The sequence below is a fragment of the Aquimarina sp. AU119 genome (assembly GCF_900312735.1).
GTDB lineage: Bacteria > Bacteroidota > Bacteroidia > Flavobacteriales > Flavobacteriaceae > Aquimarina > Aquimarina algiphila.
Genome location: NZ_OMPF01000039.1, coordinates 91,764 through 111,356 on the forward strand (window position 1 = coordinate 91,764; position 19,593 = coordinate 111,356).

Annotated in this window: 21 protein-coding genes; 16 read left to right on the forward strand and 5 right to left on the reverse strand. The window is 32.0% G+C overall.

Going from position 1 to position 19,593, the window contains the following annotated elements; genetic code table 11:
* The first annotated feature begins 59 nt into the window (after positions 1-59).
* The 4 genes from clpB to DK442_RS27630 all read left to right on the forward strand — a co-directional run bounded on the left by clpB (position 60) and on the right by DK442_RS27630 (position 4,762).
* Positions 60-2,660 carry an ATP-dependent chaperone ClpB gene (gene clpB, locus DK442_RS27615; protein WP_109439155.1) on the forward strand — a complete coding sequence of 867 codons (2,601 nt, stop codon included), beginning with the start codon at positions 60-62 and terminating at the stop codon, positions 2,658-2,660.
* A gap of 211 nt (positions 2,661-2,871) precedes the next feature.
* On the forward strand, positions 2,872-3,519 hold the full coding sequence (locus DK442_RS27620) for a hypothetical protein (RefSeq protein ID WP_109439156.1): 648 nt from the start codon (positions 2,872-2,874) through the stop codon (positions 3,517-3,519).
* Positions 3,520-3,621: 102 nt separating this feature from the next.
* Positions 3,622-4,215: a TetR/AcrR family transcriptional regulator gene (locus tag DK442_RS27625; protein ID WP_109439157.1), complete on the forward strand. Its 594-nt coding sequence runs from the start codon at positions 3,622-3,624 to the stop codon at positions 4,213-4,215.
* A 64-nt stretch (positions 4,216-4,279) separates the two neighbouring features.
* Positions 4,280-4,762, forward strand: a complete 483-nt coding sequence (locus DK442_RS27630; RefSeq protein WP_109439158.1) for a thioesterase family protein — start codon at positions 4,280-4,282, stop codon at positions 4,760-4,762.
* An 11-nt stretch (positions 4,763-4,773) separates the two neighbouring features.
* Here the strand turns inward: DK442_RS27630 and DK442_RS28425 are convergent, their stop codons facing one another.
* Entirely contained in the window at positions 4,774-4,932 is a 159-nt protein-coding gene (locus tag DK442_RS28425; RefSeq protein ID WP_160114396.1) for a hypothetical protein, read from the reverse strand.
* A 97-nt stretch (positions 4,933-5,029) separates the two neighbouring features.
* Between DK442_RS28425 and DK442_RS27635 the strand changes: the two genes are divergently transcribed.
* A complete protein-coding gene (locus DK442_RS27635; RefSeq protein WP_109439159.1) occupies positions 5,030-5,542 on the forward strand; it encodes a histidine phosphatase family protein in 513 nt (170 codons plus the stop codon).
* Here the strand turns inward: DK442_RS27635 and DK442_RS27640 are convergent.
* Entirely contained in the window at positions 5,535-6,290 is a 756-nt protein-coding gene (locus DK442_RS27640) for a DUF6503 family protein (protein WP_109439233.1), read from the reverse strand. The genes DK442_RS27635 and DK442_RS27640 overlap by 8 nt on opposite strands.
* A gap of 270 nt (positions 6,291-6,560) precedes the next feature.
* Between DK442_RS27640 and DK442_RS27645 the strand changes: the two genes are divergently transcribed.
* Complete coding sequence (locus DK442_RS27645; protein ID WP_109439160.1) at positions 6,561-6,917, forward strand: DUF3887 domain-containing protein; 357 nt, start codon at positions 6,561-6,563, stop codon at positions 6,915-6,917.
* Between the two features lie 96 nt (positions 6,918-7,013).
* A complete protein-coding gene (smpB, locus tag DK442_RS27650) occupies positions 7,014-7,472 on the forward strand; it encodes an SsrA-binding protein SmpB (RefSeq protein WP_109439161.1) in 459 nt (152 codons plus the stop codon).
* Positions 7,473-7,489: 17 nt separating this feature from the next.
* Here smpB and DK442_RS27655 read toward each other — a convergent pair whose 3' ends face one another.
* Both DK442_RS27655 and DK442_RS27660 read right to left on the reverse strand, forming a co-directional pair.
* Positions 7,490-8,077, reverse strand: a complete 588-nt coding sequence (locus DK442_RS27655) for a hypothetical protein (protein WP_109439162.1) — start codon at positions 8,075-8,077, stop codon at positions 7,490-7,492.
* Positions 8,078-8,090: 13 nt separating this feature from the next.
* Positions 8,091-8,732: a protein-L-isoaspartate(D-aspartate) O-methyltransferase gene (locus tag DK442_RS27660; RefSeq protein ID WP_109439163.1), complete on the reverse strand. Its 642-nt coding sequence runs from the start codon at positions 8,730-8,732 to the stop codon at positions 8,091-8,093.
* A 319-nt stretch (positions 8,733-9,051) separates the two neighbouring features.
* Between DK442_RS27660 and DK442_RS27665 the strand changes: the two genes are divergently transcribed.
* From DK442_RS27665 to miaA, 9 genes are all read left to right on the forward strand, one after another.
* Positions 9,052-10,011, forward strand: a complete 960-nt coding sequence (locus DK442_RS27665; protein WP_109439164.1) for a Gfo/Idh/MocA family protein — start codon at positions 9,052-9,054, stop codon at positions 10,009-10,011.
* 45 nt (positions 10,012-10,056) lie between these two features.
* Positions 10,057-10,944 (forward strand): 3-hydroxybutyryl-CoA dehydrogenase, encoded by an 888-nt coding sequence (locus DK442_RS27670; protein WP_109439165.1) that lies wholly within the window; start codon positions 10,057-10,059, stop codon positions 10,942-10,944.
* A 149-nt stretch (positions 10,945-11,093) separates the two neighbouring features.
* Positions 11,094-11,720: a M23 family metallopeptidase gene (locus tag DK442_RS27680; protein WP_109439166.1), complete on the forward strand. Its 627-nt coding sequence runs from the start codon at positions 11,094-11,096 to the stop codon at positions 11,718-11,720.
* Entirely contained in the window at positions 11,720-12,958 is a 1,239-nt protein-coding gene (locus tag DK442_RS27685; protein WP_109439167.1) for a DUF1015 domain-containing protein, read from the forward strand. The genes DK442_RS27680 and DK442_RS27685 overlap by 1 nt, the downstream gene beginning before the upstream one ends.
* A 35-nt stretch (positions 12,959-12,993) precedes the next feature.
* Positions 12,994-13,656 carry a YggS family pyridoxal phosphate-dependent enzyme gene (locus tag DK442_RS27690; RefSeq protein WP_109439168.1) on the forward strand — a complete coding sequence of 221 codons (663 nt, stop codon included), beginning with the start codon at positions 12,994-12,996 and terminating at the stop codon, positions 13,654-13,656.
* A 62-nt stretch (positions 13,657-13,718) separates the two neighbouring features.
* Positions 13,719-15,092: an exonuclease domain-containing protein gene (locus tag DK442_RS27695; protein WP_109439169.1), complete on the forward strand. Its 1,374-nt coding sequence runs from the start codon at positions 13,719-13,721 to the stop codon at positions 15,090-15,092.
* The gene (locus DK442_RS27700; RefSeq protein WP_109439170.1) at positions 15,085-17,061 is read left to right on the forward strand and encodes a DUF3857 domain-containing protein; all 1,977 of its coding nucleotides are present in this window, start codon (positions 15,085-15,087) and stop codon (positions 17,059-17,061) included. Before DK442_RS27695 ends, DK442_RS27700 begins: the two co-directional genes overlap by 8 nt.
* A gap of 33 nt (positions 17,062-17,094) precedes the next feature.
* Positions 17,095-17,928 (forward strand): ion transporter, encoded by an 834-nt coding sequence (locus tag DK442_RS27705; protein WP_109439171.1) that lies wholly within the window; start codon positions 17,095-17,097, stop codon positions 17,926-17,928.
* Positions 17,921-18,829, forward strand: a complete 909-nt coding sequence (gene miaA / locus DK442_RS27710; protein ID WP_109439172.1) for a tRNA (adenosine(37)-N6)-dimethylallyltransferase MiaA — start codon at positions 17,921-17,923, stop codon at positions 18,827-18,829. Before DK442_RS27705 ends, miaA begins: the two co-directional genes overlap by 8 nt.
* A 50-nt stretch (positions 18,830-18,879) precedes the next feature.
* On the opposite strand, the gene DK442_RS27715 is transcribed toward miaA, so the two are convergent.
* Positions 18,880-19,593: a response regulator transcription factor gene (locus tag DK442_RS27715; RefSeq protein ID WP_109439173.1), complete on the reverse strand. Its 714-nt coding sequence runs from the start codon at positions 19,591-19,593 to the stop codon at positions 18,880-18,882.

Here is a 19,593-nt window from a genome sequence, read left to right on the forward strand (position 1 = left end):
GTGTTTTTATTGTCGGAATATTATTTGATTTCCTACACTAGAACTCAAAATATAACCCTATGAATTTTAATAATTTCACCATAAAATCACAAGAAGCCATACAGCAAGCACAACAACTTGCTCAAGGGTTCGGACATCAGCAAATAGAAAATGAACATATTTTTAAAGCCATTTTTAATGTAGACGAAAATGTTTTACCATTTCTACTTAAAAAACTCAATGTAAATATTAATCTATTGCAACAAGTTTTAGATAGTACGTTAGAAAGTTTTCCAAAAGTAAGCGGAGGAGAATTGCAATTGTCTCGAGAAGCCGGTTCTTCATTAAACGAAGCTAGCATCATTGCAAAAAAGATGAACGATGAATATGTTTCTATCGAACATTTAGTCATTGCAATTTTTAAATCAAAAAGTAAGATCGCACAAATCCTAAAAGATCAAGGAGTCACAGAAAAACATCTTACCGAAGCCATTAGCGAAATAAGAAAAGGAGAACGAGTAACATCTCAAAACGCAGAAGAGACATATCAAGCATTAAGCAAATATGCCAAAAACCTTAATGAAATGGCAGAAAGCGGGAAATTGGATCCTGTAATTGGCCGTGATGAGGAAATTAGAAGAGTGCTACAAATCTTATCTCGTCGTACCAAAAACAACCCAATGCTGGTTGGAGAACCTGGTGTTGGTAAAACTGCTATTGCCGAAGGATTAGCACATCGAATTATTGCTGGAGATATTCCAGAAAACCTGAGAGATAAACAAATTTTTTCTCTGGATATGGGTGCCTTAATTGCTGGCGCAAAATTTAAAGGTGAATTTGAAGAACGTTTAAAATCTGTAGTCAAAGAAGTAACCTCTAGCGATGGAGATATTGTACTATTTATTGACGAAATACATACTTTGGTAGGTGCCGGCGGTGGCCAAGGGGCAATGGATGCCGCCAACATCCTTAAACCAGCTTTAGCAAGAGGAGAGTTACGAGCGATAGGAGCTACAACACTAGATGAATACCAAAAATATTTTGAAAAAGATAAAGCTTTAGAAAGACGTTTTCAAAGGGTAGTTGTGGATGAACCAGATACAGAAAGTGCTATTTCAATTCTTAGAGGTATTAAAGAAAAATACGAAACACATCATAAAGTTCGTATAAAAGATGAAGCCATCATTTCTGCAGTTGAATTATCCCAGCGCTACATAACTAACAGGTTTTTACCCGACAAGGCTATTGACTTAATGGATGAGGCTGCTTCTAAATTACGAATGGAAATCAACTCAAAACCTGAAGAATTAGATGTATTAGATCGAAAAGTTATGCAACTCGAGATTGAAATCGAAGCTATAAAACGAGAAGATGATCATCTAAAATTAAAAACATTAAATGCTGATCTTGCTAATATCAAGGAAGAACGTAATGAAATTTTCTCAAAATGGCAAAGTGAAAAAGAAGTCGTTGATGCCATACAAAATGCCAAAACAGATATAGAAGAATATAAACTTGAGGCTGAACGAGCAGAGCGAAATGGTGATTATGGAAAAGTTGCAGAATTACGTTATGGAAAAATAAAAGAAGTACAGGAAAAACTGGATGAACTTCAAACACAACTAAATGAACAACAGAGTAAATCTTCTCTTATCAAAGAAGAAGTTACCAATGATGATATAGCAGAAGTTGTTGCTAAATGGACAGGCATACCCGTTACCAAAATGCTACAAAGCGAACGAGAAAAATTACTTGTATTAGAAGAAGAACTTCAAAAACGAGTTGTTGGTCAAACTGAAGCCATACAAGCAGTTAGTGATGCAGTACGTCGAAGTCGAGCCGGTTTACAGGATCAGAAAAAACCCATTGGATCGTTCTTATTTCTCGGAACTACAGGAGTGGGTAAAACTGAATTAGCAAAAGCTTTAGCAGAATATCTCTTTAATGATGAAAGCTCCATTACTCGTATAGACATGAGTGAATATCAAGAGCGACACTCTGTAAGCAGATTAATGGGAGCTCCTCCAGGATATGTTGGATATGATGAAGGAGGACAATTAACTGAAGCTGTAAGAAGAAAACCATATTCTGTGGTATTACTCGATGAAATAGAGAAAGCACACCCTGATACATTTAATGTACTCTTACAAGTATTAGACGAAGGTCGATTAACAGATAACAAAGGTAGAACAGCCGATTTCAGAAATACCATCATCATTATGACCAGTAATATCGGGAGCCATATCATTCAGGAAAAATTTGAAACTATTAAAGATATGGATTCTGCGATGGAAGCGGCCAAAGTTGAAGTTCTTGGATTACTAAAACAAGCTGTTCGCCCAGAGTTTCTAAACAGAATAGACGACATTGTGATGTTTTCCCCATTAACCAAATCCAACATAAAGGAGATTGTAAAACTTCAACTAAAACATGTTTCAAAAATGTTAGTGGAACAACAAATTACTTTGGATGCCACAGAACAAGCAATAACATATCTCGCAGAAAGAGGTTTCCAGCCAGAGTTTGGAGCAAGACCCGTTAAACGTACAATACAAAAAGAAGTACTAAACAAGCTATCAAAAGAAATTCTAGCAGGCAAAGTATCTACTGAAAACATAATCCTACTAGATGAATTTGATAATAATTTAGTTTTTAGAAATCAAGAGAATTTAGTTTCTTGACCGGGAAAAATCCCCTGAATCTTATGACAAAACAAGCAATCTACCTGGAAAAAGTAGATTGCTTGTATATTTTTAAACAAAAAAATAAAAAAAGTAAATATCGTTAGACTGCATGAATTACGGTTTTACCGTAGATATTAACAAAATTATTCCTACATGGTTAATAACTAAATAATGAAAAAAAAGAGGTTTTGAGTACATTGCTCCCTCAATGAAACCAACTATAGTATTAGTACTTCTTCTGACCTCATTTATCTCCCTGGGCCAAACCAGAAAAGGAGCTTTATCTGATATTCGCAATAAATATCAATTAATCAGAGAATTAGTAGACACAAACACTCTAAGACAACATCATACAGAATACTCTTGTGAAGAAGCAATAGAAAAAGGAGGTCTTACTTTTTATTACAATGGTAATGAACTAAAACACATCATACATACTCATACCAAAGGGCATGTAAAATATCGTGATGAATTCTATATCTGGGATGATGAACTATTCTTCCAGTATGCAACACATAAGATCTCGTACAAAGATTATGAAAGAAGTAAATCAGGAAAGCGTCAACTTGTAGATGTTATATTAACTCTTGAAGAGCGTTTCTATTTCAAAGAAAGAAACGTTATAAAATGCCAATTTAAAGACTTTGAAAATAGAAGTAATCGACCTAAAGAGATCAAAACAAATAATGTGAGAAATGTGAATGTTGGGTGTGATCAAGCGCAAAGTGCTCTCAAAAAATTTGATTTATTATTACGTTATCAGGATATGGAAATTGAAGATGCTTGTAACTTACCAAAAAGCATTACAAAAATAGAACCTCTCGATGGTATTTATGGCAACCTAGGTCATAATTAGCAACTTTACTTTTTTCTGTTTTTTAATTATCTAAAAATTATTTTACTTTAAAATATACCAATAGGTATATTTTTTGTACATTTAAACTCATTTTACTAAGAAATGCTTACAAAAGCCGAACAGACAACAGAATTTATTATTCAGACCGTTGCGCCAATTTTTAATAAAAATGGATACGCAGCTACAAGTCTTAGTGATATCACTAAGGCTACAGGATTAACTAAAGGCGCTATTTATGGTAACTTTAAAAATAAAGAAGAATTAGCTGTTGCTGCATTTAATGCTACAGTAAAAAATATGCTTCGCAGGATCACAGATCACCAATCTTTAAGTAACTCTTCTCTGGAAAAATTATTTCTAATTACCGATTTTTATCGAAATTATTATAACTACAGTCAAGAATTAGGAGGTTGTCCGGTTCTAAATATGGGAGTAGATGCCAAACATCAAAACCCTTTATTACTCGAACGGGTAAGATATACAATCACAAAAATAAAAAGTAATCTTGCAAAGATTATTGAAAACGGCCAAAAACATGGAGAGATAAACTCTAAAATAGACCCTATATTATATGCAAAAAGATTATACACAATGATTATTGGTGCTATTTTTATGACGCATACCCTAGAAGATAACAGTTATCTTCTGGAAACTATGGATCAAGTTGATGAAATAATTAACAACGAACTTAAATAATAACTTTTTTTTAATCTACAATATACCAATTGGTATATTATTAAAATTAATAAATAACAGACATATGAAATTACTTAAAGTACTAGAAAGTAAAGCAAAAATAAGATTTCAGGATTGCGACCCTTTTAATCACCTGAACAACGCTGCTTATATCAATTATATGATCAATGCCCGAGAGGATCAAATTGACAAATATTACAATCTTGATATTTTCACACTAGCAAAGACAAAAGGTATAAGTTGGGTAGTCGGCACAAACCAGATTGCATATATCAAACCTGCCTTATTAATGGAAAATGTAATTATAGATTCTCAACTGATCCGACACACAGAGAATCAATTGCATGTAGAAATCAGAATGTGGAATCAAGACAAAACTGAATTAAAAGCTATATTGTGGAGTACTTTTGTACACTTTAATTTATTAAAGCAAAAACGTTGGAATCATGATACTCAACTCATGGAATTATTCAAAAATATCGAAGAACCAATTGCAGCATCCAGTTTTGAAGAAAGAATTTCACAATTAAAACCACAAAAAGTGTAACATTTATATTTTTATGGGGTCTTATATAAACATGCAACCACATAAAACCAAGCCATATGAGATCTTCTGGCGATTTGGGCTCCTCTAACAAAAAGAGAAGCTCCTATACCTATATCTATATAGGATTTTTTATCATAGCCATTCTGTCTATGATCATTGTTATTTGGCAAATGGGAATGTTAGAATAATCCAATCAGATACGAAAATAACCGTTTATTACTTTTGTAATAGTTATTTTCGTATCTGATTTAATAGTTACATTATATTATGAGAGCAATATTAGTTTTAAGCATTTTTCTTTCTTCATTTTTAAGTTTAGCTCAGAACACAGGAGCATCACAGGATCTTACAACTACGTATTTCTTTATACGACATGCCGAAAAAGACCTTAGTGATCCCAAAAACAGGAATCCTAAACTTACGGATGAAGGAAACGCAAGGGCAGAAAACTGGGCGAAAATGCTTGTTGACACTACTATTGATATGATATACTCTACTGATTATATCAGAACTCAAAAAACCGCTGAACCTATAGCAAAAAGTAAAAATTTACAAGTAACACTATATGATCCCAGAAATCTAAATGATCCTGAGTTTCAGCAAAAAACTAAAGGAAAAACAGTTGTCGTTGTTGGTCATAGCAATACTACTCCTGCTTTTGTAAACAAAATCATGGGTAAAGAAAAATATAGTGCAATTGATGAGAAAGTTTATGGCAAAGTATTTATTATAAAAATTACTGGAGATATTATTACAGATACTGTACTTACAATTAATTAACGATATCCTTTTCAAGATACACATAAATATCTTCTAGCTCTATTTTCGAAAGTAACTTCAGTTGTTTCTGCTCAAATAATTGATCTAGTTTTTCTAATGGAGTTTTTAGATCGTCTGTTTTATAATTCTTATAATCCACAAACCGTATACCATTAATAACCCTTGAATTATATGCCTCTCTAAAACGTATTCCTCCTCCATTAACTGCATATTTATAAGCTAGATAATCTATTGTAAAATCTTCTTTATTTATCCAATATAAAAATTCATCTTCAAAATCAGTTCCTCCACCTTCTTGAGCAAAAGTGACTTTGATCTTATAATACCCTTCATTATCAATAGTTGATTCGCCTATTAACTCTTTTTGTACGGCAGGAGCATTAAGTCCATAAGGTAAGTTTGCAAAGTAATGCACAGAATTTACCCCATCACTAATTCTGGTTACTAATGAATCAGTAATTTCCACAGGACAATTTTCAATAGTACGCTTCAAACCAGCATTACTCACAATATCATGAATCAATCCATTTGGTCCATCCACAAATCTTTCTAATGCATAGATTCCTTCTCCTCTTTCACTTCTATATTGTTTTCCTCTAAATGTAAAATGCATAATTGCATTATCAAATCTATGACCTCCAGCATGATCTATAGCTTTATCTATAATTTCTGCTGCAGAAAACTGGGGCAAAACCAAAGTGAATGAAGCTAAAACTATAATCAATAATAAAAGTGAATACCTTTTCATAACAATCATTAAAAAAACTAAATTAAACTTTACAGGATAAATTACTGTCACAATTTTGTTAAACCCCAATTACATAAAAATTAAGGTCACACAAAATTCAATAGTGTTTATCGCCCTATTAGACGGTACCCATATAACATACTTACTCATTAACTTCACTTTTTATACCCCAAAAAGAGGATTAGGTAATTATCTGTTTTTTAGCCTTATTTTTTTAAATCTTAAAAAAGATAATTATTTTGCACTTTCAAAACCCCAAATGTTAATGCTATGAAATATATAGTTCTACTTATAATTTGTTTTTCTACTCAGCACATCCTAGCTCAGGATGCTACTGCATATGAAAATACTATAAAAGCTTTTCAAGAAAACTTTAATGCGCAGAATGTAGATGCCATTTTTGCGTTATATACTCTCGAAATGCAAGAAACGATGACAAAAGAAGGAGTGAAACGTTTTGTGAATGGATGTCATGAGCAATTTGGAAACCTAAAAAACCTTACTTTCATACAGACAGCAGAAAATATCAATAGCTACACGGCAGAATTTGAAAAAATAAGTTTGGTAATGGAGCTTCTGTTAAGTCCCAATGGTAAGATTGCCACAATACAATTTCAAGAACCATAGAAAGTATTTAAAATATTCACTTTTGATGTAAAGCTTTCTTTCGAGAAAGCTTTGTACTTTTGCATTCATTTATAAAAGCATCTCGAATTCACAAACATGAATCCAAATAAAATCAATATACTCAACCGTAAAGCAAAATTCGAATATGAATTTCTGGATAAGTATACAGCAGGAATTAAATTAGCTGGAACCGAAATCAAAGCAATACGCGAAGGTAAAGCAGGTATTGCAGAAAGTTTTTGTGAATTTAATAACGGTGAGCTTTTTGTAATCAACATGCATATAGAAGAATATTCACATGCCACATATTTTAATCACAACCCCAAAAGTGAAAGAAAATTACTTCTGAATAAAAAAGAATTAAAAAAATTAGAAAAAGAAGTAAAAAATTCTGGATTAACCATTATCCCTACCCGCTTATTTATTAATGATCGTGGATTAGCCAAGTTAAATATTGCACTTGCTCGTGGTAAAAAAATGTATGACAAAAGAGAAACGATTAAAGATCGTGATAATAAAAGAGCTCTCGATCGTATTAAAAAGGATTTTAGATAACTTGATTATATTCTTATTTATCTTATTCCATTAATTCTATTATATTCCTGACGTTCTTTTTCTTGTAAAAGAACATTATCCGGATCTGCATCCAATTCCTTCAAGGTTTCAACATAATTAGGGTAATCTCTATATTTTAACTGCATCAATATAGAACTCGGCATTAAAAACAATAAGCAACACACCACTCCTAACACAACTGATCTTAAAAGTATTCCCGCATACACCTCTTTCTTTCCTAACCATAGTTTTATCAAGCTCACTACTAAAATTACGGATGTTATCCCCCCTCCGATCAACAAATTTTGATTCGCAAAAGGCCATTTAAATATTTTAAAAAGTATCCCTAAAACTATGATTGAAAACCCTATCCCTGCTCCTATTGTAGCAAAAATTCTGACCCCGGGAATTCCTCTGAAGGATTCTTTTCTAAACATTTCATGAAACTTCACTCCATTAAGTAATGCAAAACTAAAATAGAAATAGAAACCAGAAAGTGTTACAAGAGACAATATTGCAATAATAGCTCCAAAAGGAAAGTTCAATACAAATAGTAAGATTCCAAAAATAATTAAGGCTCCTAAAATTATTTCAGTTTTTTTCATAATACAAACTTGATCAATTCTTATCTTCTAATAAAGGAACAAATCTAAATTCTCCAAACTCTCGCTTTTCAAATTCAGTTTCACTTTTGCGAATAAAAAGAGTCATAATTTGTACATCTTCTCCTACGGGGATTACCAACCTTCCATTAATTTGTAATTGGCTTAATAATGGTTTAGGAACATAAGGAGCACCCGCTGTCACGATAATTGCATCATAAGGTGCATGCTCTGATAAGCCTTTATACCCATCACCAAACGATAAATGCTTAGGGCGGTATCCAAGTTTGGATAAAAACAATTTTGTTTTTTTAAACAATTCTTTTTGGCGTTCAATACTATAAACTTTTGCTCCTAATTCACATAATACAGCTGTCTGATAGCCCGATCCTGTTCCTATTTCTAATACCATATCCCCCCTTTTGATTTCCAATAATTCACTTTGAAAAGCTACAGTATAAGGTTGAGAAATTGTTTGATCTGCAGCTATAGGAAAAGCTTTATCCTGATAAGCATGATCTTCAAACCCAGAATCCATAAATAAATGTCTGGGTATCTTTTCTATAGCAGATAGCACAGCTTTATTCTTGATTCCTTTCTTAATTAATACTTCAACTAACTGTTTTCTTTTTCCGGCATGTCTAAGGGTATCTTTCACTATCTTGATGGTTATTTAGAGGGCTAAAATTACATAAACATTTTATCTGTTTAAATATTTTGAGTTGAAAATATTACAAAAATTTACTCTTTGCTATTAGATCAATTATTTATAGAATTAAGAGTATAATAATTTATGATTTCCAAAACAAATAAAACAAAAATTATCGTTTTTATATATTCTAAAAATGCTCATTTAAAAAACATTTAGTTGAAGTATTTACAACTTATTCCCCTTTTAGAATTAAAATTTTAGATTTTAGATATAATTAGGATTTAAAATTTATAAATAATACTATTTTTGTGTAAAATCTTGAATTATGCTCAAAGCCGGAGTACTCGGTGCGGGACACCTTGGTAAAATCCATTTACGTCTTTTAGAACAGTCAGAAAATTACAATCTTATAGGTTTCTATGATGCTAGTCAAAGTCAGGCTAAATCTATCGTTGAAGAGTTTGGATATCAATTATTCAATTCTGTAGAAGAACTCATAGATGCTGTTGATGTGGTTGATATTGTAACCCCAACTTTTGCTCATTTTGAAGTAGCAAAACAAGCTATTAAAGCAGGTAAGCACGTTTTTATAGAAAAGCCAATCACCAATACTGTCGCAGAAGCTCAACAACTTATTGAGCTGTCAAATACACATGGTGTTAAAGGACAAGTAGGTCATGTAGAACGTTTTAATCCTGCATACACTGCTGTCGCTAACAAAATAGACAACCCTATGTTTATTGAATCTCATAGATTAGCAGAGTTTAATCCCAGGGGAACAGATGTTCCTGTTGTTTTGGATCTTATGATTCATGATATTGATGCTATTCTAAGTGTTGTTCATTCTGAAGTAAAACATATTAGTGCTAGTGGCGTTTCAGTAATTAGTGAAACTCCGGATATTGCAAACGCTCGTATCGAATTTGAAAATGGCTGCGTAGCTAATCTTACAGCTAGTAGAATTTCGTTAAAGAATATGAGAAAATCTAGATTTTTTCAACGTGACGCATACATTTCTGTCGATTTCTTTGAGAAAAAATGTGAGGTTGTCAAGATGAAAGATGCACCAGAAACTCCTGATGATTTTGCCATGATTTTACAAAACGCAGAAGGCATCAAAAAACAAATATATTTTGACAACCCTAATGTACCTTCTAATAATGCAATATTGGATGAACTAGATACTTTTGCCGAAGCTATAAAAAATGACTCAATTCCTATCGTTTCATTAGAACAAGGAAAAAAAGCGTTAGAAGTAGCATTAAAAATCATTGACTGTTTCTAGCGTTAATACAAAATTTACACACTCATATAAATAAACAATACACACATGAAAAACATTGCAGTAATTGGTGCTGGGACTATGGGAAATGGTATTGCACATACTTTTGCTCAAAAAGGATTTAAAGTACAATTAATCGATATATCACAACAGTCTTTGGATAAAGGTTTAGCGACTATTACAAAGAATTTGGATAGAATGATTGCTAAAGAAAAAATATCAGAAGCTGATAAAGAAGCTACTTTGGGAAATATATCTACGTTTACTAATGTTAAAGACGGAGTAGAATATGCTGAACTTGTTGTTGAAGCAGCCACAGAAAACATTGATCTTAAGCTTAAGATATTCAAAGAATTAAATGATGCATGTTCTGATGAAACTATTTTAGCATCGAATACCTCATCAATATCAATTACTCAAATTGCGGCAGTAACAAATCGTCCCGAAATGGTTATCGGAATGCATTTTATGAACCCTGTTCCTATCATGAAACTTGTTGAAATTATTAGAGGTTACAATACTTCTGATGAAGTGACGAATACAATCATGGAGTTATCAAAAACATTAGGCAAAACCCCTGTTGAAGTAAATGACTATCCTGGATTTGTAGCAAATCGCATTCTAATGCCTATGATCAATGAATCTATTGAAACGTTATATAATGGCGTGGCAGGTGTTGCAGAAATAGATACGGTTATGAAACTAGGTATGGCTCATCCTATGGGACCACTTCAACTTGCTGATTTTATTGGCCTTGACGTATGTCTTTCTATCCTCAATGTAATGTATGATGGTTTCAAAAACCCTAAATATGCTCCTTGTCCATTATTAGTGAATATGGTTATGGCTGGTAAACTCGGTGTAAAAAATGGTGAAGGGTTCTATGATTATAGCCAAAGTAGAAAAGCAGAGCATGTAGCAAAACAGTTTATATAATCAACGGTTTGAGGTTTGAGGTTTGAGGTTTGAGGTTTGAGGTTTGAGGTTTGAGGTTTGAGGTTTGAGGTTTGAGGTTTGAGGTTTGAGGTTTGAGGTTTGAGGTTTGAGGTTTGAGGTTTGAGGAAAAAAGTTATTATAATCCAAAAATGAAAATACCTTTAGTAATTGTTATAGTAATCTTATCTTCATTTTTGTCCTGCAAAAATGAAACAAAAAGTTATTCTGTTACTCAAAACATAAATAAAAAAACAAACCCTGCCTTAGTCCAGAATCAATACCAAAAATACGACACTTTATTTAAGAAAAACCCTGACTGGATTGCTAGTGATTTTGAATATCCAGTAGGTAAGCCAAACGCTAAAGGGTATTATAACGCTCAAAAGTTCAAAGAAAACAACCATTTAGGCGACGACTGGAATGGCGTTGGTGGAGGTAATACCGATTTAGGAGATCCTATTTACGCTATTGGAAATGGATATGTATCTTTTGCAAAAGATATAAAAGGAGGATGGGGTAATGTTATCCGAATTATACATAAATACAAAGGGAAATATTATGAATCGGTATATGCCCACTGTGATACTATACATATAGAAGAAGGTGATTTTGTAAAAAAAGGAACCTTAATAGGAACTATTGGTAATGCACATGGTATATATTGGGCACACTTGCATTTGGAGATAAGAGATGATATCTTTATGGATATCGGAGGTGGTTATTCTGAAGAAACTTCTGGATATCTTGATCCAACAGAATTTATAAATATCAATTAATGACAAAAATCCTTCCGTTTAAGGCTGTACGGCCAACACGAGATAAAGTAAGCTTAGTAGCTTCCAGATCATACCAAAGCTACACTCCCTTTGAACGAGACTCGCGAATGGATTATAATCCTTATTCTTTTCTTCATATTGTAAACCCAGGATATAAATATCAGAAGGAAATATCAGGCGAAGAACGTTATAAATTAGTTCGTAATAGGTATTTAGAATTTAAAGAAGACGAAATCTTTATACAGGAAGACACTCCTTGCTATTATATTTATAAAATTGTAAATCGTGAGCATGAATCTTTTTGTGGTATAATTGCGGCCGCTAGTGCTGAAGATTATGAAAATGACATTATCAAAAAACACGAAGACACCATACAATATCGCGAAAACACCTTCAAAGAATATCTAAAAACAGTAGGATTTAATGCAGAACCTGTATTACTCACATATCCTGACAATCCCACAATTGCAAAAATTATTGATGAAACCATTGAGCATAGAGCAGAATATGAATTCACAACCACAAATCGAGACACCCATTATCTCTGGAAAATAGATAATAAAAATTCTATCCAAGAAATAAAAGAAGCTTTCTCTTTGATTCAGACAATTTATATTGCTGATGGACATCACCGCTCTGCTTCTTCTCAATTATTGGCACAAGATTTAAAAACGCATAATTCTGAGCATACTGGTAATGAAGCTTATAATTTTTTTATGAGTTATTTGATTCCCGAATCAGATTTAAAAATCTATGAGTTTAATAGATTAGTTAAAGATCTTAATGGATTATCAAAAGAAGAGTTTTTAATTCGGTTAGATGAGTGGTTTCGAATTGAAAATAGAGGAATCGAAGTTTACAAACCTTCAAAACCCCATCATTTCAGCATGTATCTGGATGGTGAGTTTTATTCCTTATATCTTAGAAAAACAACTTATGAATTTACTAATGCACTTGAGGAATTGGATGCACAAGTGCTTTACCAAACAGTATTGAATCCTATATTAGCAATAAAAGATGTACGAAGTGATACTAGAATTGATTACGCACATGGTAAAAAAGACATCGTATATATCAAAAGCATGGTCGACTCCAAAGAGTTTAAAGTTGGATTTGGATTATTTCCTGCTTCGGTAGCTCAAATGAAAAAAATTGCAGACGAAGGATTAACAATGCCTCCCAAGAGCACTTATATTGAACCTAAACTTAGAAGCGGCATTACTATATATGAGTTTTAGAGTAAAAATGGTTTTTTTAGATATCTTTGTAGCTTATGAATGACATCGAAAGAAATCTTCACAACATACAAACTTCAATTCCAAAAGAAGTTACTCTGGTTGCTGTATCCAAGACCAAACCTATTTCTGATCTAATGACTGCTTATAAAGCCGGACAACGCATTTTTGGCGAAAATAAGATTCAGGAAATGGCTGAAAAATGGGAAAATATGCCAAAAGACATTAATTGGCATATGATTGGTCATGTACAGACTAACAAAGTTAAATACATGGCTCCTTTTGTAAATCTCATTCATGCTGTAGATAGCTATAAACTTCTTAAAGAAATTGACAAGCAAGCAAAAAAACACAATAGAGTAATCGATTGTCTCTTACAGGTTAAAATTGCTGAGGAAGAAAGTAAATTTGGTTTAGATACAGAAGACATCATTAATTTACTAGATTCTGAAGAATTAAAAAACCTCACTAATATTAGTATTAAAGGGCTAATGGGGATGGCTACTTTTACTAATAACCAACAACAAATAAAAGCTGAATTTGAAAAAATAGCTGTGCTGTTTAGAACGTTAAAACCTAAATATCCTTATCTCGAAACCTTATCCATAGGCATGAGCGGAGACTATAAAACAGCAATTGATTGCGGTAGTACCATGGTTCGAATAGGAAGTTCTATCTTTGGAGCCAGAAATTATGGATAAACAGCAAATAATTTTAATTTAACAAAAACAAAAAAACGTAACCGCTACGACAGACATTATATATGTATGCAATTTTAGATATAGAGACTACAGGAGGAAAATATAATGAAGAAGGAATTACCGAAATTGCTATATATAAATTTGACGGACATAGTGTAATTGACCAATTTATCAGTCTTATCAATCCTGAAAGACCTATACAACCATTTGTTGCTAATCTTACAGGAATAAACAATCAAATGCTTCGTAATGCTCCAAAGTTTTATGAAGTAGCAAAAAGAATTGTTGAAATCACAACAGACTGTGTTATTGTTGCTCATAACGCCAGTTTTGACTATAGAATCTTAAAAACCGAATTTTCCAGATTAGGGTTTGAATTCGAAAGACAATCATTGTGTACCGTAGAGCTTTCTAAAAAGCTAATTCCAGATCAAGAATCATATAGTTTAGGTAAGCTTGTTCGTGGACTAGGAATACCACTTTCTGACAGACATAGAGCAAATGGAGATGCTTTGGCAACAGTAAAACTATTTAAACTATTATTATCAAAAGATCTGGAAAAAACCATAATCACCGACACCGTTAGAACAGAAACCAAACGCCAGGTTGATGACAAACTTCTTAAACTTATAGAACAAGCACCTAACGCCACAGGAGTATATTATATGCATCGCGAGGACGGAACTATTATATATATTGGTAAAAGTAAAAACATTAAAAAGCGTCTCAATCAGCATTTCACTAACGATAATAGAAAATCCAAAAGAATACAAGAAGAGGTGGTAACTGTAACCCATGAAATTACAGGAAGTGAATTACTTGCTCTATTAAAAGAGAGCGAAGAAATAAAACGCAATAAACCAAGATACAATAGAGCTTTACGCAAAACTAAATTTGACCAGGCATTATATCATTTTACAGATGATAATGGGTATATAAATTTAACAGTAGGCAAAGTAGATTCTAAAAAAAACAGTATTACTACTTTTTCTAATAGACAACAAGCCAAATCTTACATGCATAGATGGACAGAAGAATATAATCTTTGTCAAAAATTAATGGGATTAGATAATGGTAAAAGCAATTGCTTTAATTACACCATAAAAAAATGTCTTGGAGCTTGCATCAATAACGAATCTCCTGAAGAGTACAATATTCGAGCACAAAAATTAATTTTCAATAGTTCTTTTCAAAGTCAAGATATGGTTATTGTGGATAGAGGAAGAGATATTGATGAACAAAGTATAATACTCGTAGAAAATGGTAGGTTTAAAGGCATTGGATATTTTAATCTTAATCATCAAATACAAAATATCGATATTTTAAGAACAATTATCACTCCGATGACCCACAACAGGGACGCCCAACATATTATTCAGAGCTACGTGCGCCAGCATAAAAAATTAAAGATTATCAAACTACCAAAAAATGATTAAAAACCTAACACTATTAATCTTTTTAACTCTTTCATTTTTTTTTACATATTCTCAAGAAACTTATAACAGCGCAAATATGCTGGTTAGTAAGGCTGACTTAGAGAACACCATTTACAAAAAAGACAGTACTGCAAATGCCTTTTTCATATATGAAAAAGGGTTTAGTAGAGTTGAGAACGGAGGAAATTATGACCTGCTTACCGATTATGAAGCAAAGATTAAAATACTTAATGAGAAGGGGTTTGATCAGGCAACTGTAAGTGTATTATTATTCAAAAACAAGAGTGGAAAAGAGCAATTTGATGATTTAAAAGCGTACACTTATAATTTGGAAAATGGTGAAATCTCAAAAACCAAAATAGAAAAGAAAAATATATACACAGAAGCATATGACGAAAATTATACACTAGTAAAGTTCACCTTTCCTAATGTAAAGCCAGGATCAGTACTTACCTATAAATACCAACTAGCATCCCCATTTATGTATAAATTTAATGGATGGGATTTTCAGGATGATATTCCAAAACTACATAGCGAATATATTGCAGATCTTCCTGGGAATTATATCTATAATATAAAATTGGTTGGGACACTAAAACTAGAAACTAACACATCTACAATACTCAAAAAATGTTTAGAAGTTTCTAGCGGAGGGCATGCTGATTGCTCTCATAATGTATACATAATGAAAAATATCCCGGCATTTAAGGAAGAAAAGTATATGACCGCCAAAGAGAACTACTTCTCAAGAATAGATTATGAATTGAAAGAGTTTAAAGGTTTTGATGGAACAAATAAAAAATACACAGAAACCTGGGAAAATGTTGACAACAAACTCAAAAAAGAAGTTGCGATAGGAGTGCAACTCAAAAAATTAGCAATTACAAAAGGGATTCTTCCTGATAGTATAAAAGCTACACATAATGATATAAAAAAAGCCAAAAAAATATTTAGATACATCTCTAGTAATTATACATGGAATAAGAAAAACAAAATCTTTAAAGACGTAAATATTAATGAGGTAATTAAAGAAAAAATTGGTAATGTTAGTGGCATCAACATACTCTTACACAACATTTTAAAACAGCAAAAATTTACAGTACATCCTGTACTTTTATCTACTAGAAATAATGGCTATGCTACCAAAATACATCCCGTCATCTCTGGTTTTAATTACTTGATTGTACAACTCTCAATAGATAACAAAACCTATTTATTAGATGCTACAGAAAAAACATTAGTATTTGGGGAAGTTCCATTTAGGTGCTTAAATCAATATGGTAGGTTATTAGATTTTAAGAATGGTAGTTCATGGATTGATATAAAACCTAAGCAAATTTCTGCTCATTTTTTTAAGGAAGAGATTGTACTTAATGAAGATTTAAAAATAAGTGGTAAAGCAAAACATCTTTATTCTGGATATCATTCTCATTTCAAAAGAAAAAAATTAGAGGCATTAGGCGAGAACCACTTCCTTAATAATATTAAAAATCAGGATCCAGAAATAACGATCACAGATATACATATTAAAAACAAAAATAACTACGATAAAGCTATCGAGTTTCAATTTGATTTTACAAGAGATGATGTTTCTAAAATAGACGACATACTCTATCTTAAGCCATTTACTAAAAGCTTTTTTAAACAAAATCCTTTTAAACTTAACCAAAGAACTTACCCCATAGATTTTGGTTACAAAGACACATACACCTACTTAGTTTCAATAGAATTACCCGAAAACTATAAATTTGTAGACATTCCAAAAAACTCTTTGTATCAAATTCCTAACAAATTAGGTCAACTTGGTATTAGTTTTCAAAAAAATCCGAAAAAACTAATCATCACTCATAGAATAACATTTAACTCCTCTTACTATCCTACAGAATATTATTCCATTTTGAAAGAATTCTTTAATCTCATTGTTAATATAGAAAATGACATTCTCATCGGTGTAAAGAAAAAGAGTTAGTTTTTTTATTATTTTTATTCAAAATCAAGAAGTTTGAACAATAATTCATCTCAGAAAAACTGGAAAGACAAATTACATGAGATTATCTATGAAGCAGACACACCTGCCGGGAAATCATTTGATGTAATTATTCTTATTATGATCCTTGCTAGTATTATACTAGTTATGTTAGAAAGTGTTTCGTATCTAAATGACAAATATGCTTCACTGTTTAATGCCTTGGAATGGGTTATTACCATAGTATTTACTATTGAATATTTTTTAAGGATTATAGCTATTAACAAACCAAAGAACTACATTTTTAGCTTTTTTGGAATTATAGATCTCCTTTCTACAGTTCCAAAATATTTATCTATACTATTTGTAGGAACTCATGCTCTTGTTGCCTTAAGGGCTTTACGATTATTAAGAGTTTTTAGAATATTAAAACTTGCACGTTTTATAGGAGAATCTAATAATTTAGTAAAAGCTTTAAAAGCCAGTAGAGTAAAAATATCTGTGTTTTTGCTTGCTGTGATCATTGTTGCTATAATTTTAGGAACCGTAATGTATCTGGTAGAAGGATCAGATCATGGTTTTAATAGTATCCCAAAAAGCGTTTATTGGTGTATCGTCACTCTCACAACTGTTGGGTATGGGGATATATCTCCAGAAACTCCTTTAGGGCAATTGATCGCTTCAATAATAATGATATTGGGATATGGAATTATAGCTGTTCCAACCGGTATTGTTAGTGCCGAATATACCCAACAAGTTAAACATAAAATGCCATTGAATACCCAACATTGTAGTAATTGTAATGCTGATAATCATTTAGACGGAGCAAAATTTTGTCATAAGTGTGGAGAAGATTTATATAATGAATAAAAATTTAATTGTTATTGTAGGCCCTACCGCAATTGGAAAAACAAGCTTAAGCATTCAACTTGCACAACATTTTGATTGTGAAATTGTTTCTGCAGACAGTAGGCAGTTTTACAAAGAGATGAGTATTGGTACAGCTGCTCCTACTCTCGATGAACTCAAACAAGCTAAGCATCATTTCATTCAGCATAGAAGTATCCAGGACAACTATAGTGTAGGCGATTATGAAAAAGATGCACTAAATACTCTAGAGAGGTTATTTAAAAAAAATAATTATGTTATTCTTATTGGTGGTTCTGGCCTTTATATCGATGCAATTACTAAAGGATTAGATCATTTCCCCGAAGTCGATGAGCAAATTAGAAAAGATCTTCAGGATAAATATAACACTAAAGGGATTGAATATTTACAACAACAATTAAAAGCATTAGACCCTATATATCATGAAAAAGTTGATCTACAAAACACTCATAGAGTAATGAGAGCTTTAGAAGTTTGTATTGAAAGCGGAATGCCTTATTCATCTTTTCTCAACAAACCCAAAAAAAAGAGACCTTTTTCTATTACCAAAATAGGTATCACTGCAGAACGAGAAGTTATTTATGATAGAATAAATCAAAGAGTAGATCTAATGGTAAATGATGGTTTGATAAAAGAAGCCAAAGACTTATATCCATACAAATCACTTAATGCACTAAACACCGTTGGATATAAAGAGATATTCAAACACTTAGATGGTGAATGGGATTTGGATTTTGCATTATCTGAGATTAAAAAAAATACCCGACGTTTTGCAAAAAGACAGCTTACCTGGTTTAAGAAAGATCTAGAAATCAAATGGTTTACTTATAAAGAAGATTACAAGTCTATTGTATCATACATAAAAAAAGTTCACCATAATTAAATATTTATTATGGTGAACTTCTAAAAGTTAGTTACCGTTATTACTATTATTTAGGATTCTTCGTTTCTAACAACCAACCTAAATCCTTCTCCATGAATATTAAGAATCTCAACATTCTCGTCTTTCTTTAGATATTTTCTAAGTTTAGCTATATATACATCCATACTACGAGAAGTAAAATAATTATCATCTCTCCATATTTTTGTAAGCGCTAATTCTCTAGGCATCAAATCATTAAGATGAAGAGCTAACAAACGAAGTAATTCATTTTCTTTAGGAGAAAGTTTTATCGGATCCTCCTCTTTAAATGTTAAAAAACGAAGTTTTGAATTAAGGTGAAATCCTCCAACTTTAAATTCAAATTGCTTACTATCCGCAACAGACTCTGTACTCTTGCGTTGCATGATCGCCTGTATTTTCATCAATAACACCTCGCTATCAAAAGGCTTATTAAGATAGTCATCTGCTCCTACTTTATATCCTTTTAAGACATCTTCTTTCATTGCCTTAGCGGTTAAAAAAATGATAGGAATTTCTTCATTTTTTTCTCTGATCTCTTTTGCTAATGTAAATCCATCTTTATAAGGCATCATAACATCAAGGATACACATATCATAATCATCCTTTTTGAATTTCTCGAAGCCTTCCATACCATTTTTAGCATGCACAACATCATACTCGTTCATTACAAGATAGTCCTTTAAAACTGTTCCAAAGTTTGGATCATCCTCTACAAGCAAAATCTTTTTGTTTTCTGTTTCCAT

Coding starts and splice junctions, on each gene's coding strand:
- DK442_RS27640 (WP_109439233.1), bottom strand. CDS start 6,290: ATGAAAAGGTATTCACTTTTATTATTGATTATAGTTTTAGCTTCATTC.
- DK442_RS27670 (WP_109439165.1), top strand. CDS start 10,057: ATGAAAAACATTGCAGTAATTGGTGCTGGGACTATGGGAAATGGTATT.
- miaA (WP_109439172.1), top strand. CDS start 17,921: ATGAATAAAAATTTAATTGTTATTGTAGGCCCTACCGCAATTGGAAAA.
- DK442_RS27655 (WP_109439162.1), bottom strand. CDS start 8,077: ATGAAAAAAACTGAAATAATTTTAGGAGCCTTAATTATTTTTGGAATC.
- DK442_RS27685 (WP_109439167.1), top strand. CDS start 11,720: ATGACAAAAATCCTTCCGTTTAAGGCTGTACGGCCAACACGAGATAAA.
- DK442_RS27645 (WP_109439160.1), top strand. CDS start 6,561: ATGAAATATATAGTTCTACTTATAATTTGTTTTTCTACTCAGCACATC.
- smpB (WP_109439161.1), top strand. CDS start 7,014: ATGAATCCAAATAAAATCAATATACTCAACCGTAAAGCAAAATTCGAA.
- DK442_RS27665 (WP_109439164.1), top strand. CDS start 9,052: ATGCTCAAAGCCGGAGTACTCGGTGCGGGACACCTTGGTAAAATCCAT.
- DK442_RS27635 (WP_109439159.1), top strand. CDS start 5,030: ATGAGAGCAATATTAGTTTTAAGCATTTTTCTTTCTTCATTTTTAAGT.
- DK442_RS27625 (WP_109439157.1), top strand. CDS start 3,622: ATGCTTACAAAAGCCGAACAGACAACAGAATTTATTATTCAGACCGTT.
- DK442_RS27620 (WP_109439156.1), top strand. CDS start 2,872: ATGAAACCAACTATAGTATTAGTACTTCTTCTGACCTCATTTATCTCC.
- DK442_RS27700 (WP_109439170.1), top strand. CDS start 15,085: ATGATTAAAAACCTAACACTATTAATCTTTTTAACTCTTTCATTTTTT.
- DK442_RS27680 (WP_109439166.1), top strand. CDS start 11,094: ATGAAAATACCTTTAGTAATTGTTATAGTAATCTTATCTTCATTTTTG.
- clpB (WP_109439155.1), top strand. CDS start 60: ATGAATTTTAATAATTTCACCATAAAATCACAAGAAGCCATACAGCAA.
- DK442_RS27690 (WP_109439168.1), top strand. CDS start 12,994: ATGAATGACATCGAAAGAAATCTTCACAACATACAAACTTCAATTCCA.
- DK442_RS27630 (WP_109439158.1), top strand. CDS start 4,280: ATGAAATTACTTAAAGTACTAGAAAGTAAAGCAAAAATAAGATTTCAG.
- DK442_RS27715 (WP_109439173.1), bottom strand. CDS start 19,593: ATGGAAACAGAAAACAAAAAGATTTTGCTTGTAGAGGATGATCCAAAC.
- DK442_RS27695 (WP_109439169.1), top strand. CDS start 13,719: ATGTATGCAATTTTAGATATAGAGACTACAGGAGGAAAATATAATGAA.